This window comes from Bacillus sp. GW821-FHT11D08 (assembly GCF_058808515.1).
This window is the reverse complement of the sequence record NZ_JBXARS010000007.1, coordinates 164137-179703: the sequence shown is the minus strand read 5'-3', so window position 1 is coordinate 179703 and position 15567 is coordinate 164137. Positions and strand designations below refer to the sequence as shown.

Genomic DNA, 15567 nt, shown 5'->3' with positions numbered 1-15567 from the left:
CATGCCGAAACAAATAGATACCATACTCACCAACATCGGCCAGCTGCTGACGATGGAATCCGGCGGCCCCCGATCAGGCGGAAGCATGCAGGATCTTCATGTCACGGAAGATGCCGTCATCGGCATTCACGACGGGCGCATTGTTTTTGCCGGACATCAAGGAGCGGAGGAAGGATACGAGGCAAGAGACATCATCGACTGCGGGGGACGGCTCGTCACCCCCGGCCTCGTCGATCCCCATACCCATCTTGTATTCGGAGGGTCCCGGGAAAAAGAACTGAATTTAAAAATTCAGGGCATGTCCTATTTGGATATTTTGGCGCAAGGCGGCGGTATTTTGTCAACGGTCAAAGACACGAAAGCCGCTTCCGAAGAAGAACTGATTGAAAAAGGGCTTTTTCACCTCGGACGCATGCTGTTATACGGCATCACGACGGCAGAAGTAAAAAGCGGGTACGGACTCGACAAAGACACGGAACTGAAACAGCTGACCGCGGCGAAGAAACTGGGCGAACGCCAGCCGGTCGACCTTGTCACAACTTTTATGGGGGCACACGCCATTCCGCCTGAGTACCGGAACAGCCCTGACGAATTTCTGAATCGCATGCTGCAGCTTTTGCCTGAAATAAAAGAAAAAGGCCTCGCGCAATTTGCCGATATATTCACAGAAACAGGCGTCTTTACCGTCAGCCAGTCACGGGACTACCTGAAAAAGGCGTCTGAAGCTGGTTTCGGCCTGAAAATCCATGCTGATGAGATTGACCCGCTCGGCGGCGCGGAATTGGCGGCAGAGCTGCATGCTGTTTCTGCCGATCATTTGGTGGGGGCGTCTGACGAAGGCATCGAAAAGCTAGCGGCGTCCGGAACGATCGCCGTCCTGCTGCCGGGCACGACTTTCTATCTCGGCAAACACACTTATGCGAGAGCCCGGGAGATGATTGATGCGGGCGTACGGGTCAGTTTGGCGACTGACTTCAACCCGGGCAGCTCACCGACGGAAAATCTCCAGCTCATTATGTCGATTGCCGCGCTTCATTTAAAAATGACCGCGGAAGAAATCTGGCACGCTGTCACCGTTAATGCCGCGTATGCGATCGGAAAAGGCGAAGAGGCCGGACAAATTAAAGCCGGACGGGCGGCTGACATTGTCATTTGGGAAGCGCCGAATTACATGTATATCCCGTATCATTACGGCGTCAATCATGTCCGCCGTGTCATCAAGAATGGAAAGACGGTTGTCTCAAGGGAGGGAGCCGCTCTTGGATAAGTATCCGTTTCTGCAAAAAGCCGGCTCCCTCTTCAACGACCGCCATGTGACAAGGATCGGCGATGTGACGGAAGCGTGGGCGGGACAAACGATCAAGGGGCCGGCTTTGATCGGCGTTCCGCTTTCTAAGTCGTCAATCAGCCATTCCGGCGCCTGCTTTGCACCCGGTGCGATCCGCCGGGCGCTTGGCGGGATTTCCGCTTATTCCGCGGAGCTGCGGGAGCATGTCATTGACCATCTTTACGATATCGGTGATATTCAAATTCACGTCACGGATGTCGTCACATCTCACGAACACATTTATCGGACCATTCATGACATTCTGACGGACCAGCCTGACTGGGTGCCCGTCATTCTCGGCGGCGACAACTCCATCAGTTATTCCACCATTAAAGCCATTGCGGAAACGAAAGGAACAACGGCCGTCTTTCAATTCGACGCCCACCACGACGTCCGCAACACAGAAGACGGAGGACCGACAAACGGCACGCCATTCCGCCGGCTGTTAGATGAAAATATCATAAGCGGACAAAATCTGATTCAGCTTGGAATCAGGGAGTTCAGCAACAGCTTGGCATATGAACAATATGTAAAAGAACGTCAGGCAGACGTGCATACAATGGAGATGATCCGTGAGAAAGGGCTCCTCCGAACGATACAAGAGGTCTTGCCGGCCGTTCAAAAAAGAGCTGACGCCATTTTTATTTCGGTTGATATGGATGTGCTGGATCAAGCTCATGCGCCCGGCTGCCCCGCGATCGGCCCCGGAGGTCTGTATACCGAGGAACTGCTTCAGGCGGTCAGGTTTTTAGCCCAGGAGGCTGACATCTCGGGTATTGAGATCGTTGAGGTTGATCCGACACTTGATTTTCGCGATATGACAAGCCGGGCAGCCGCACACGTCATTTTACATGCATTAAAGGGATTTAAATTGTCACGTTAAAGTCAAATCCGGCACGCGTGCTCTCGGCTGCCGGAAGATTCTCACGCCACGCAAAAAGGGGGAGATCACGATGGATGTTGATCAAGGCGGCAATCAACTAAAGCGCACGATGAAAAGCAGGCACTTATTTATGATTTCATTGGGAGGGGTCATCGGCACGGGGCTGTTTTTGAGCACAGGGTATACATTGAGCCAGGCCGGGCCGGGCGGGACGATCGCCGCTTACCTGATCGGCGGCTTGATGATGTATCTTGTCATGCAGTGTCTCGGAGAATTGTCAGTAGCCATGCCTGTGACCGGTTCATTTCAAACGTATGCGACAACGTTTATCGGGCCGTCCACGGGCTTTATGGTCGGTATCATGTATTGGGTGAATTGGGTGGTGACGGTAGGATCGGAGTTTACAGCTTCCGGTATCCTCATGCAGCGCTGGTTTCCCCACAGTAGCGTCTGGATGTGGAGCGCGATTTTCGCGGCTCTCCTTTTTGCCGCCAATGCATTCTCCGTTAAATTGTTTGCAGAAACAGAGTTTTGGTTTTCCAGCGTCAAAATCGTTACCATCCTTTTATTTATCATCTTAGGCGGCGCCGCGATGTTCGGTTTGATTTCATTGCACGGTTCGGGTGAAGCTCCGATGCTGTCGAATTTCACCTCGCACGGCGGACTGTTTCCGAACGGCTTTCTTGCGGTTTTCATTGCAATGATTTCCGTAAGCTTTGCCTTTTCAGGGACGGAGCTGATCGGAATTACAGCGGGTGAAACCGCCAATCCGGCAAAAGATATTCCGCGTTCGATCCGAAATGTCGCCTGGAGAACGGTCATCTTTTTTATCGGCGCCATTTTTGTGCTGTCCGGACTGATCTCCTGGAAGGAAGCTGGTGTGATTGAAAGCCCGTTTGTCGCGGTCTTTTCCCAAATCGGTATCCCATACGCCGCAGATATCATGAACTTCGTGATTTTAACGGCTTTGCTTTCGGTCGCCAACTCCGGACTGTATGCTTCCACCCGGATGCTGTGGTCTCTTGCGAATGAAAACATGATCAGCGCCCGGTTCAAAAAAGTCACACCAAAAGGCATTCCGCTGAATGCTCTGCTCGCCAGCATGGCCGTTTCCTGCATATCCTTGATCTCAAGCATCGCCGCCCCGGGCACGGTCTACGTGGTGCTCGTGGCAATAGCCGGATTTGCCGGCGTCGTGGTGTGGATGAGCATCGCCCTGTCTCAGCTGTTATTTCGAAAACATTATGTGAAAAACGGCGGACGCGTCTCGGATCTGACCTTCCGCACACCGTTATACCCTCTCGTTCCGATCGCCGCTGTGATCTTATGTTTCGCTTCATGCGTAGGCCTTGCATTTGATCCTAATCAAAGAATCGCCCTCTTCTGCGGAATTCCTTGTATGATCCTGTGCTATCTCATTCGTTTTTTGAGAAAGAAACAGCCGAAACAATCCGTCCGTGTCATTCATTTGGATAAAACCATGCCATAAAAAAAGGCACATACTGATGAGGTATGTGCCTTTCTTCTCTTATTCCGTAATCAGCGTATGAATCAGTTTCGGCGCTTCCGCTTTTTCTGAGATGCGGATGTTGTCATAGACTTTGGCGGTCACGTCTTCAACGTTTTCGCGGTTGGCGTAAAGGGTGACGAGCGGTTCGCCTTTTTCGACGTTGTCACCGACTTTTTTGCGGAGCATAATGCCGACGGCAAGATCGATTTCGTCCTCTTTTGTCGCACGTCCCGCGCCCAACAGCATCGCTGCGACGCCGATTTCGTCAGCGACGATTTCTGAAACGACACCCGCTTCTTTTGCCGGAACGTCAATTTTGTACGCCGCCTGCGGAAGTTTGGACGGATCGTCAACGACAGAAGCGTCTCCTCCCTGATTGCTCAGGAACTCTTTGAACTTTTCAAGCGCTTTGCCGTTTTTCATGACTTCCTGAAGCTTTGTTCTCGCTTCTTCCAATGTCTCAGCTTTTTTCGCCAATACGACCATTTGGCTGCCGAGCGTGAGGACGAGTTCGTTTAAGTCTTCAGGCCCTTCCCCTCTTAATGTATCAATGGCTTCTTGTACTTCCAGAGCATTCCCGATCGCAAAACCGAGCGGCTGCGACATGTCAGAAATCACGGCCATCGTCTGGCGGCCGACGTTGTTTCCGATGCGGACCATTGCTTTGGCGAGGTTCACGGCGTCTTCATCCGTTTTCATAAACGCGCCGGCTCCCGTTTTGACGTCAAGCACGATGGCATCTGCTCCGGCGGCGATTTTTTTACTCATAATTGAGCTTGCGATCAGCGGGATGGAGTTCACCGTACCCGTTACATCACGCAGCGCATAAAGCTTTTTATCGGCAGGCGTCAAGTTGCCGCTTTGTCCGATGACGGCTACCTTGTCGCGGTTCACAAGCTTGATGAATTCATCTTTTGACAATTCCACGTGGAAGCCTTCGATCGCTTCCAGCTTATCAATGGTTCCCCCCGTATGGCCAAGACCGCGGCCGGACATTTTAGCGACGGGAACGCCGAGCGCCGCGACGAGCGGTGCGAGTACGAGAGTTGTCGTGTCGCCGACCCCGCCCGTAGAGTGCTTGTCGACCTTAATGCCTTCAATGGCGGAAAGATCAATCGTTTCCCCTGAATTCACCATCGCCATTGTCAGATCGGCGCGCTCCTGATCTGTCATATCCTGAAAGTAAATCGCCATAGCCAGCGCGCTTGCCTGATAATCAGGGATACTTCCGTCCGTATATCCTTTTACGAAAAATTGAATTTCTTCTGTTGTCAGTTCTTTTCCATTTTGTTTTTTTACAATAAGATCTACCATTCTCATGATCTATCACCTGTCCTTTATTTATGTTCAGTGAATCAATCCGACGATCGCCGCTGTCAGGAAGCTGACGAGCGTTGCGCCGTACAGCAGCTTCAGCCCGAACCGCGCGACGACGTTTCCTTGTTTTTCATGCAGCCCTTTCACCGCACCGGTAATAATTCCGATAGAGGAGAAATTCGCGAATGAGACAAGGAATACAGATACCACTGCCTGTGTATGCGCACTGAAATGGAAATCGCCGGATGAGAGTGTCTGCATCGCCACAAATTCATTCGATACCATTTTCGTCGCCATAATGCTTCCGGCGCTCACCGCTTCATTCCACGGAATACCGGTTAAAAACGCAAACGGCGCGAATACATATCCGAGCAGCGCCTGGAATGTAATGCCGAAGACCGCATTAAAAACGCCGTTGACCAGAGCAATGAGTGCGACAAATCCGATCAGCATCGCCGCTACAACGACGGCGACTCTGAATCCATCCATTATATACTCACCGAGCACTTCAAAAAAGGATTGCTTTTCTTCTTCAGGAACGACGATCAAATCCTCTTCTTTGCTGACGGTGTACGGGTTGATGATAGAAGCGATGATAAATCCGCCGAATAAGTTCAGCACAAGCGCCGTCACGACGTATTCGGGCTTCAGCATCATCATGTAAGAACCGACGATCGACATTGAGACCGTCGACATTGCGGATGCGCAAAGCGTATATAAGCGCTGTTCAGTAAGATAACCGAGCTGTTTTTTCAAACTGATAAAGACTTCTGATTGCCCTAAAATCGCGGATGCGACAGCGTTGTAAGATTCGATTTTCCCCATTCCGTTCACCTTGCTTAACGCAAGACCGATATACTTCGTGATGAAGGGGAGGACCTTCCAATGCTGCAGAATTCCGATTAAAGCGGATATAAAGACGATCGGCAGAAGCACGCTCATGAAGAACGTCGTCTGTTTCGCATTCACAAGCCCGCCGAATACAAAGTTAATCCCTTCTGATGCATATTCCAGCAAGTAGTTAAATCCTTTTGCAAAACCGCCGACAAGAAAATTCCCGATACCGGTGTTGAGGAGAATATAACCGAGAATCAGCTGCAGCACGAGCATGACGGCGATCGGCCGGATTCTGATTCTTTTTTTGCCGTTGCTGGCAAGCCAGGCAAGACCTAAAAACACAATGATTCCGATAATTCCGATGAGATACTTCATATGTGTTCTCCTTTTATTTGTATTCGCTTACAATTTTTTATGCATCAACAAAGAAAGAGGATGGCGGAAGCTTTCAGCTTCCGCACTGCTGATTAATAGTCGCTGCTGCCGCTGTCTCCGCCGCTCACGATAGAGACGCCCGCACTTGCGCCGATCCGGCTCGCGCCCGCAGCGATCATGCTGTCAACATCAGCTTTTGTTCTGATGCCGCCTGATGCTTTGACCCCGATGTCCGGTCCGACTGTTTTTCTCATGAGAGCGATATCTTCAGCCGTTGCCCCGCCTGTAGAAAAACCGGTAGACGTTTTGACGAAATCTGCGCCTGCGGATACCGCCAAGCGGCACGCGCGCTCTTTTTCTTCATCTGTCAAAAGGCATGTTTCGATGATCACTTTGACGAGCGCTTTTTTATCAGCTGCTTCAACTACCGCGCGGATATCAGCTTCAACCGCTTCATCATCGCCGTCTTTTAATGCGCCGATATTGATGACCATGTCAACCTCAGTGGCTCCTTTTGAGATGGCATCCTTCGTTTCAAATGCTTTTGTTTCCGATGTCGTTGCGCCGAGAGGAAATCCGATAACGGTGCAAACGTCAACTCCAGTGCCTTTCAGTTCCTCCGCTGCGAGTTTGACCCAAGTCGGGTTTACACAAACGGAAGCGAATTTATATTCTTTTGCTTCTTTTATCAGTTGTAAAATATCCGCTTTTTGTGTATGCGGTTTCAAAGCAGTATGGTCTATTTGACTTGCAATTGACATTGTATGCACTTCCTTTTTCCTAGGATACGTTTAGAATAACCGAATTTTGAACATATGTAAATTGGTAATTGAAATTATGTTCATGAATTGTCACAATTCTTGAATGAGTTTTTTGGCCGTATGCTGATCGGTAATCAAAACGTTGGCGTACTTTCCTTTCAGGGCACCGTGAATGGCCTTGCATTTTCTGCTGCCGCCCGCCACCAGAATCGAACGCTCTTTCATTTTCAAGTCGCTGAGCTCGACTCCGATCGTCCTGCCGTTAATGCTGCTGCTGCAAATCCTGCCTTCCTCGTCAAAAAAGCGCGAACAAATATCGCCGACTCCGCGTGCTTTCAGCAATTGTTTCTCTTCTTCCCGGAAATAGCCGAGTCTGAAAAGCAGCGCCTCATCCCGGACGGTTCCGACCGTAAACAGGGCGATATTGGCTTGTCTGCCCATTTCAATGATCCGCTTAATATGTCTGTCCCGTTCGACCATCTGTTTCACATCGGCGCTGTCAAATATAACCGGCAGCGGCAAATACCTCGGCATGGTCTGAAATGCTTCGGCGAACAGCTGAATCGTTTCTGACGAGTACGTATTAACATTGGAATGACTGATGCCGCCTTTCAGCTGCACGACTTCAACGCTCTTTACCTGCTTCGGCTCCATGCGGCTTGCGATCTGGTACATCGTCGTCCCCCAGCTTACGCCGAGTATATCGCCGTCCTTTACGGTTTTATGCATATAGTCTGCGCCATAGCGGCTTAAGTAATGTGTAATGGCCTGGTAATCGTCGCTTGGAGAAAAGACGACGTGCGCCTCAAGCAGCCCGTATTTTTCTTCCAGCTTCGCGCCGAGTTCGTCCAGATCCTCAAACGGGTCCATGACGCGAATTTGAACATACCCTTTTTCCTTTGCGTACTGCAGCAGCCTTGAAACGGTGGGGCGTGACAGATCAAGCCGTTCGGCGATCTGCTGCTGGCTGTAATCTGATTGATAATATAGTTTTGCCGCTTCTATGCTGAGCTGCTGTTTTTCACGATCCATGTCGCGCCTCCCCTCTCCGCTTATCATATCACCAAAACACGCGGTAAAAAAGCACCCTCTGATGGGGTGCCTATTTTTTCAGCACAAGCTCCTGAATCGCATGCGCCACGCCGTGTTCGTTATTTGATTTCGTTTCAAAATCAGCAATCTCCCTTACTTCCGGGATGGCATTGGCCATTGCCACACCGCAGCCGGCCCACTGAATCATGGACATGTCGTTGCCGTTATCGCCGATTGCCATGACGTCTTTCTGTTCAATGCCGAGTTTTTCGGCCAGCAGCTTGACCGCGTTTCCTTTACTGACTTTCGGGTGAAGAATCTCATGGAAGAATGGCGCGCTTTTGACCATTGTGTATGTTTCCCTGAATGATTCCGGAATGGAAGCGACCGCTTTCTCCAGCTTGTCCGGATCGTCAATGAACATGACTTTCGGAATCAGAATATCCTTCGGCACTTCATCGATCGTGCGGAAATGAAGCGGCACTTTCGTAATGTATGATTCGTATACCGTGTATTCACTGATATCCCGGTTCGGCGTGTACAGATTGGCTGTGTCAAAGTAATGCATCGGAGTATCCAGCTGTAAGCTCAGCTCGTAAAGCGACTTCAAATCTTCAAAGCCTAATGACTGCTCGGCCACGACACCGTTTGTATACGTATTTTGGACGAGTGCGCCGTTATAGGCAATCACAAAGTCGCCTTCTTCCTGTAAGTTCAGCTCTTCCAAATACCGACGCACGCCGCCGATCGGCCGGCCCGTGCACAGGACGATATTGACCCCTTCCGCTTTGGCGGCATCAAGCGCCCCGCGGACTTCAGCCGTCACTTCATGATGATCGTTTAGTAGTGTTCCGTCCATATCTATTGCGATTAACTTGTACATCCTGCATCTCCTTTGTATCCTTTTCTTCTTATGCTTTCATCATATCGTTTTTTCGTTTCAATGAAAAATCAAACGGACAAGTTTCTCCGCCTTCTCTTCGTATACCGGACCTGCCTCCGGATGCGGGGCCGTCTTTTCCCCTTGTCAGCTTGTTCGCCGCCGTCATCTGTTTTCTGCTTCAAGAGCATCAGCCCCGCCGCAAAGAAAGGGACGGCCGCTATGTCCAGAAGGGCAAGCTTTATTCCCATCGCTGCGGGAAAGTATGCCCATAATGAACGGCTGTTCCACCTGATCATGATATAAGAAACGATTTCCAGCAGGATAAACAGAGCGTTCACCCACAAGTAAATGAGCATTGCCGCAAACAGAAACAGCAGGAGCGTATTCCGCAGCGTGCCGGAAAACAGAAGAGCGCGCATCATATCAAAGAATGAAAAAGACTGCATGCTTCCGTTGACGACATTGGGATTGTAAATGGTAAAACGCCCGAACTGATCAAAAAGCATAAAAAATAACCATAACAGTGAAAACCATTGAATGATATGTACGATGACACCCGTCAAAACGAGTCTGTCGGCAGCCTTATTTCTCATGTGCATCCTCCCCGCCGGTTTTTATTCTTGTCATTGTTTTTGTTTCTCCGTATATCTTCCAAATGAGCGTACCGTTTTTTCCTCTTTTCAACGTGCTTTTGACGGGGTGCGGATGGCCGAGGTATTCAATCTCGATCGTCCCGTCCGTGTTCTGAGAGATCACCTTGTACACATCTGAGGGCATGGCAACCTCGCCGCGGCCTTGAATGACCTGCTTTGTCAGCACGCTGTCTTTCGTAAACGTGACGGTTTCAGATCTGACCCCGTCCATCGGGCCCGGTTTCAGCCCTGCATCCCATGTCCCGTAATAAAAAGGGGTATCGTCTGCTTTCTTTTGCGAGCAGCCTGTTATCATGACGCATCCGAAAACAAGAACCGTCATGATGAAAATCCGTATGTTCCGCAACATGATCACCTTCCTTTGAAGCTTTTTTACGCCTGTAACTTAGGCGGATGCCGTGGCACTGTGCAATTGACTACATAGTGTATAAAGACTTCACTAGATAAGGAGAATGATGAATGAACCCATATCAGTACTACACCCCGCCTGCCTATTTCCCTCAGCAGCAGGAATACGAAGTGAACCGCGTTGAGTATGAGCCGTATCAGCAGCAGGAAAGCTATTATTATGCGCCCCCTCAGTCCGAAGAGCGGCAGCCGACAGGTTTAGAACGGAGAGTCGCCCAGCTTGAAAGACAAAACGCCGAGCAAACGAGAGAGCTCACCCGCCTCTCACAAGAAGACCAGCGCCAAAACCGGGAAATCACGCGTATGAATGAGCAGATCAGACGGCTGAGCCAGTCCATTGAAATCCATACCCGCCGCTTAAACCGTTTGAATCAGCGCCTGCGCGCAGTCGAAAACAGACTCAATATTCCTTTTCACGCTACAGAAGGCGGCTTCTGAGAAAAAGGGCCGGAATACAAAGCTCAACAGGCCATCCCGAGCCTTGTATTCCGCTCTGTACATAACAGGTAAATATTTGAATCCTCTTCTTCCATGAATGCCTCTCCTATTCTTTCACATGATAAATGTGTAAAATCAATCACTCCAGGAGGTCTTCATGATGTATCAAAACCAATACAGCGGAAATCAGCTGCAGCAATGCCGCCAAACAGCACAGCAGCTTATTCAGCAGACACAGCAAAGCAGTCAGCAGTACAAGCAAATGCTTCAGCAGGAACAGCAAAACATTCAAATGCTTCAGCAGATGCTTAACCATGAACAGCATGCCGTTCATACCATTCAGCAAGCGCTGCAGGGGCATGAAGCGGCCATTCAGAAATGCCAGCAAATCGTGAATGTGTGCAATCAGCTTCAGCAGGAAGTAAGCGGACACATGCCTACACCGATGGCAAACGCTAATGTTTCTTCATTCCCGCAAACACAGCATCACACACCGTTTCAGCAGCATTCATACCAGCAATAGGCCGGTCATGCAAATGACAAAGCGCGAGATACCGGCTTTGTCATTTGTTTTTATCTCTGTTTTGTCAGATCAATGCGATGAGCGGGTTTTCCGCCGAATTTTGCTTCAGCCTCATGCCTTACCGCTTCAAACGCTCTTGCTTCGACGTTTTGTTTAAACACATCAAGCTGTATCAAATAAGCCGCCCGCACTTTCAGCCCGTGGATGATGGAGATGACCCATAAAGGCAGCACGATATACACGCCCGGCGTGCTCGGCAGCACAAAAGCAATTGCTAAAATAATAAAATAGATAAGTCCGTATTTCAGCCATTTTTTGTTCTTAGCCCGGTAGCCGATATAGAAAAAGGCCAAGAAAGCGGTCAGCGCAAACGGCGCGAAAGTCAGCAGCAGCCACCAGCTGTGCAGCACTTCCCACCAAGTTCCTCTTTTCGTAATCAACATTCATTCCTCCTCCTTTACTACTATAACATGGATAATCAAGGAAGGTTTTCTATAAAAAACATAGACGGAATGACGTCTTCCTGCTATATTAATAATGATAATCATTATCACTGAAATAGGGGGATCATTATGAAGAAACAATCATGGCTGATCGGCCTGGCACTTCTGCTTGTTTTCGCATTAAGCGCTTGCAGCGGCGCGAAGGAAAACAACGGATCGGCATCAGGCAAAGGAAAGACAGACATGCGTACATATGAATCAACAAAAGGGAATATTGACATACCCGCACATCCGAAGCGGATCGTCACTGACTTTTATGCAGGTGAGCTGCTGTCCGTTGACGCAAATGTCGTGGGGGCGGGCTCATGGACTTTCAAAAATCCGTTTATCAAAAAACAGCTGAAAAACATTACTGACATCGGCAATCCCGTCAATGTGGAGAAAGTGATGCAGCTGAAGCCTGATTTAATCGTGCTGATGAAGGATGACCAATACGAGAAACTATCAAAAATCGCGCCGACGATTGTCATTCCTTTTAACACCGCAAAGAATACGAAAGATACGGTCAGCCTATTCGGCGACATTGCCGGGGCGAAGGATAAAGCCAAAAGCTTTATGGCAGACTTCAACAAAAAAGCCGAAGCCAATCAAAAGCGCCTCAAAAACGTGATCGGCAAAGACGAGACAGTCGGCCTTTATGAAACGACGGATAAAGGCGAAATCTGGATTTTCAATGACAATTCCGGCCGCGGCGGCCAAGCCGTTTATAACGCGCTCGGATTGAAAGCGCCGGCCAAAATTGAAAAAGACATCATGAAAACGGGCGCCATGAAACAGGTTTCCCAAGAGGTCATCCCTCAATATGCGGCTGATTATATGTTCATTACCGATTACAATCCGAATGGAGAAAGCAAAACATTTGAGCGTCTGAAAGATTCATCCGTTTGGAAAAATCTCGATGCCGTAAAAAACAATCGTGTCTTTATCAACGATTTCAACACTTTCTATCCTTATGACCCGATTGCCGTCAGCAAACAGATGGATATCATCACCGACATGCTGATCAAACGGGCTGAAGAAAATAAAAAATAAAAAAAGCGGCACAGTCATGACACTGTGCCGTTTTTCCTGTTCACTTTAATTTTGACTGTACGGAGCCCGGCATATCTTCAAATCTGATTTCTTCCCAGGTCTCGACATATTTTCCTTTCGCCTTCACTTTCAAATACGCGTTCTTCCGAAGATCTTTCCCGGCGAAAAAGGTCACTTCTTCTTTTTTCCCGGATGCATTATATCCGTCTAATGTATACTCAGTACCGCCCGGGCTAAGATGTTTGCCATCTCGATCAATCTGTACATAAACATCTTGCTGGTGAATAAACGGATTAAATCTGTCTGTAACATCATTATGAAAAAAGAGAAGTCCGTATATGACGGCAGCGGCCGCCAAGACGGCCAGGATTGCCAATGCTTTTTTCATCTGTGCACTCCCCTTACTTGTTCATTTTTTTCAAATAGCTTGACCGCACTGTGAGGAAGAACAGAAGCTGAAAGATGAAAAACCCTCCGATGGTCAGACTGAGCGGCCCCGCTACATCGGAATAGCCTTCCACGGCCAATGTTCTCAAGGCAAACAGCGTATGCATGACGGCAATGACGAAAGGAAAGAAAAAGAGAATCGCCAATTGTATCGTCACGCTTTGTGCCATTTCACGCTCACTCAGGCCGATTTTAGCCAGTGAACGATAGCGCTCCCGGTCCTCATCTAAATCAGTGAACAGCCTGAAATATAAGAAACTTGCTGCCGCGACAAAGAATACAATTGCGATAAACAGGCCGATAAATAAACTCAGGCTCGGCAGCTGCACCGTATCATAGTACGTCCCGGCTTTTGCCATAAAATCAGAATGCACGTCGATATAGTTGCCGTAAATCTCATTTTTCAAGGATTGGCTGATCCCAAGACTGTCTTTCCAATGATCATAGCTGTAGCCGTATAATGACGCTTTTTCACCGAGTGATTTAAGCTGATCAAAGGTTTGATCGTTCACCGCGATGACGGCATTTAATGAAATCAGCGGTTTTTCGACTTCTTTTACCGTCAGTTTTTGTTCAGACGGCTTGCCTTTTTGGTTCAGCAGCTTCAGCTGATCCGGCGCTTCGTTTTTGAAATTGCGGTCATACGTGCCCGGGAAATAGACAGCCTCATCATGTTTCAGGCCGCTCAGCTTAACATGGAAGTATGTTGACACATCCGATTCGCTGATCATGTAAACAGGCGGAACAGTATCTCCTTCCTGATAGCGGACATAGGAAACATTTATTTTGTCTTTCTTATACGTAAAGCCGTGTGTTTTCAGTTCATGGTCAATATCTTTCAAATGAGTCTTTTCTTTTGGATTATTGCTGTAAGATACATACTCCATCTCATAGGCGGACTCTTCCGCCCCGACAGTCGATTTGTACATTGCGAGCACGCCTGTCGCAGTAAACGCAACCGCAGAAATAATGCTGACGATAAAGAACAGGCGGGCGTTGTCTTTTAAACGATAAACAAGATCAGAAACCCAAATGACATTTTTCCCGCGCAGATAAAAGGTTTTCCACTTCTTCAGCGCGCGCAGAATCCAGATGCTGCTTTGGCTGAAAAAGAAATACGTGCCGATGACGGTAAGCAGTAAAATGATAAACGGTTGAGTCCCGTGGACATTGCCTTTTAAAACCATGCCGTACCCGCCGCACAGGCAGGCGATGCCGAATATAGACAGAAGCACGGACGGCTTCGGCTCCGGCTTGATCTTGTCAGTGCCCTTTATTAATTTGATCACCGTATTTGATCTGACAAAAAGGATCGTGAACTGCGATAAAAGGAAAAATAAGAGCAGGAATCCGCCGGCCGTAATGCCGAGCGCTTTCCAAGGCATGTACAGAGGCAGCGCGTCCATTTCTAAAATATAAGCGCCGACCGTAAAGAACGTTTTCGAAAAAATGAAGCCTCCGATAATCCCGGCTGCGATCGACATAACGCCGATGATCATGTTTTCCGCCGTAATGAGCTTTCTCAGCTGCCCCGGCGTAATTCCCTGCATCAGCAGGATGCCGAATTCTTTATTTCTCGATTTCAAAAATGCATTAACCGAATACAGAACAAATAAGAAAGAAAAAACAAAGATCATCCATTCCGCGGCGGTTAAGCCTTTTCTGGCGATGTTATTCAGGTAGCCTTCCTTTAAAGCCGGATGAAACAGGAACATCGCAAAGGTAAAGAAAATCAAAACGGAAAAAGCGCTGCTTAAAAAGAAGGCAAGATAGGCCCTTTTGTTTCTCGTGACGTTTTTATAAGCGAACTGAAGAAAGGTCATTTGCGTTTCCCCCCAGCATAGACAGCACATCGAGAATCTGCTCATAAAAGACTTGGCGGTTTTCCCCGCGGTAAATCTCATTAAACAGTTCGCCGTCTTTTATAAAGATGACGCGGCGGCAGTAGCTTGCCGCAACCGGATCGTGGGTCACCATCAAAGCCGTGATATGATCATCCTGGTTCAGGCTCTGCATCGTTTCCATGACGTCTTTTGACGCTTTGGAATCAAGGTTGCCCGTCGGTTCATCGGCCAGAATGAGTGACGGCTTATGAATGACCGCTCTTGCGATGGCGGCCCGCTGGCGCTGTCCGCCGGATACTTCAAACGTCCGTTTGTTGAGCAGGTCTTCGATTCCGAGCTTTGCCGCGATGCCGTGCAGTTTTTCTTCCATGACAGACGGCGCTTCTTTTTCAAGCGTTAACGGCAGCATGATATTTTCACCGATTGTCAGTGTGTCCAGAAGGTTGAAATCCTGAAACACAAATCCGAGCTGCTTGCGGCGGAAATGAGCGAGCTTTGTCCGCTTCAGGCGATGCGGGTTTTCTCCGTGAATCAGGATATCGCCTGAATCCGGACGGTCGATCGTTGAAATGATATTCAAAAGCGTTGTTTTTCCGGACCCGGACGGCCCCATCACCGCCGTAAACCCGCCTTCTTCTATTGAAAATGAAATTTGCTTCAAAGCTTGATAGGACACTTGTCCTTTATAGGTTTTATTTATATGTTTGACTTCAAGCATATTCGCCATGAAAATCCTCCTTATGGTTTTATTCTTGTTGATCTGGACTGCTTTCATGTAGTGCCGGGGCGTTCAG

Annotated in this window: 17 protein-coding genes; 6 read left to right on the top strand and 11 right to left on the bottom strand. The window is 48.8% G+C overall.

Annotated features, from left to right (window positions below):
• Window position 1 precedes the first annotated feature (1 nt).
• The 3 genes from hutI to AC1RRX_RS15130 all read left to right on the top strand — a co-directional run bounded on the left by hutI (window position 2) and on the right by AC1RRX_RS15130 (window position 3699).
• The gene (gene hutI, locus AC1RRX_RS15140; protein WP_108725230.1) at window positions 2–1267 is read left to right on the top strand and encodes an imidazolonepropionase; all 1266 of its coding nucleotides are present in this window, start codon (window positions 2–4) and stop codon (window positions 1265–1267) included.
• Window positions 1260–2210, top strand: coding sequence for a formimidoylglutamase (hutG, locus tag AC1RRX_RS15135; protein WP_017418560.1), 951 nt, complete (start codon window positions 1260–1262; stop codon window positions 2208–2210). The genes hutI and hutG overlap by 8 nt, the downstream gene beginning before the upstream one ends.
• Before the next feature lie 70 nt (window positions 2211–2280).
• A complete protein-coding gene (locus AC1RRX_RS15130) occupies window positions 2281–3699 on the top strand; it encodes an amino acid permease (RefSeq protein ID WP_029972976.1) in 1419 nt (472 codons plus the stop codon).
• Window positions 3700–3738: 39 nt separating this feature from the next.
• Here AC1RRX_RS15130 and AC1RRX_RS15125 read toward each other — a convergent pair whose 3' ends face one another.
• From AC1RRX_RS15125 to AC1RRX_RS15095, 7 genes are all read right to left on the bottom strand, one after another.
• Window positions 3739–5040 carry a pyrimidine-nucleoside phosphorylase gene (locus AC1RRX_RS15125; protein ID WP_007407816.1) on the bottom strand — a complete coding sequence of 434 codons (1302 nt, stop codon included), beginning with the start codon at window positions 5038–5040 and terminating at the stop codon, window positions 3739–3741.
• Window positions 5041–5067: 27 nt separating this feature from the next.
• Window positions 5068–6249 carry a NupC/NupG family nucleoside CNT transporter gene (locus tag AC1RRX_RS15120; RefSeq protein WP_004393280.1) on the bottom strand — a complete coding sequence of 394 codons (1182 nt, stop codon included), beginning with the start codon at window positions 6247–6249 and terminating at the stop codon, window positions 5068–5070.
• A 92-nt stretch (window positions 6250–6341) separates the two neighbouring features.
• Window positions 6342–7010 carry a deoxyribose-phosphate aldolase gene (gene deoC, locus AC1RRX_RS15115; RefSeq protein ID WP_004393277.1) on the bottom strand — a complete coding sequence of 223 codons (669 nt, stop codon included), beginning with the start codon at window positions 7008–7010 and terminating at the stop codon, window positions 6342–6344.
• Window positions 7011–7100: 90 nt separating this feature from the next.
• Complete coding sequence (deoR, locus tag AC1RRX_RS15110) at window positions 7101–8042, bottom strand: DNA-binding transcriptional repressor DeoR (RefSeq protein ID WP_007407818.1); 942 nt, start codon at window positions 8040–8042, stop codon at window positions 7101–7103.
• 70 nt (window positions 8043–8112) lie between these two features.
• Complete coding sequence (yidA, locus tag AC1RRX_RS15105) at window positions 8113–8925, bottom strand: sugar-phosphatase (protein WP_094032036.1); 813 nt, start codon at window positions 8923–8925, stop codon at window positions 8113–8115.
• Window positions 8926–8993: 68 nt separating this feature from the next.
• The gene (locus AC1RRX_RS15100; RefSeq protein WP_144464752.1) at window positions 8994–9518 is read right to left on the bottom strand and encodes a hypothetical protein; all 525 of its coding nucleotides are present in this window, start codon (window positions 9516–9518) and stop codon (window positions 8994–8996) included.
• Complete coding sequence (locus AC1RRX_RS15095) at window positions 9508–9927, bottom strand: lipocalin family protein (protein ID WP_007407821.1); 420 nt, start codon at window positions 9925–9927, stop codon at window positions 9508–9510. The genes AC1RRX_RS15100 and AC1RRX_RS15095 overlap by 11 nt, the downstream gene beginning before the upstream one ends.
• A 110-nt stretch (window positions 9928–10037) precedes the next feature.
• Here AC1RRX_RS15095 and AC1RRX_RS15090 point away from each other — a divergent pair, with 110 nt between their 5' ends.
• Together AC1RRX_RS15090 and AC1RRX_RS15085 are read left to right on the top strand one after the other, a co-directional pair.
• A complete protein-coding gene (locus AC1RRX_RS15090) occupies window positions 10038–10424 on the top strand; it encodes a hypothetical protein (RefSeq protein WP_007407822.1) in 387 nt (128 codons plus the stop codon).
• A gap of 160 nt (window positions 10425–10584) precedes the next feature.
• On the top strand, window positions 10585–10947 hold the full coding sequence (locus tag AC1RRX_RS15085; protein WP_237436955.1) for a hypothetical protein: 363 nt from the start codon (window positions 10585–10587) through the stop codon (window positions 10945–10947).
• 50 nt (window positions 10948–10997) lie between these two features.
• Here AC1RRX_RS15085 and AC1RRX_RS15080 read toward each other — a convergent pair whose 3' ends face one another.
• Window positions 10998–11390, bottom strand: coding sequence for a hypothetical protein (locus tag AC1RRX_RS15080; protein ID WP_007407824.1), 393 nt, complete (start codon window positions 11388–11390; stop codon window positions 10998–11000).
• A 129-nt stretch (window positions 11391–11519) separates the two neighbouring features.
• Between AC1RRX_RS15080 and AC1RRX_RS15075 the strand changes: the two genes are divergently transcribed.
• A complete protein-coding gene (locus AC1RRX_RS15075) occupies window positions 11520–12482 on the top strand; it encodes an iron-hydroxamate ABC transporter substrate-binding protein (RefSeq protein ID WP_144464748.1) in 963 nt (320 codons plus the stop codon).
• A gap of 40 nt (window positions 12483–12522) precedes the next feature.
• Here AC1RRX_RS15075 and AC1RRX_RS15070 read toward each other — a convergent pair whose 3' ends face one another.
• Genes AC1RRX_RS15070 through yxdL form a run of 3 tightly spaced genes read right to left on the bottom strand, consistent with a single transcriptional unit; the run spans window position 12523 to window position 15500 of the window.
• Window positions 12523–12870: a YxeA family protein gene (locus tag AC1RRX_RS15070; protein ID WP_094032042.1), complete on the bottom strand. Its 348-nt coding sequence runs from the start codon at window positions 12868–12870 to the stop codon at window positions 12523–12525.
• A 13-nt stretch (window positions 12871–12883) separates the two neighbouring features.
• Window positions 12884–14752, bottom strand: coding sequence for an ABC transporter permease YxdM (yxdM, locus tag AC1RRX_RS15065; RefSeq protein ID WP_144464746.1), 1869 nt, complete (start codon window positions 14750–14752; stop codon window positions 12884–12886).
• Window positions 14727–15500, bottom strand: coding sequence for an ABC transporter ATP-binding protein YxdL (gene yxdL / locus AC1RRX_RS15060; RefSeq protein ID WP_007614823.1), 774 nt, complete (start codon window positions 15498–15500; stop codon window positions 14727–14729). The genes yxdM and yxdL overlap by 26 nt, the downstream gene beginning before the upstream one ends.
• Between the last annotated feature and the right edge of the window lie 67 nt (window positions 15501–15567).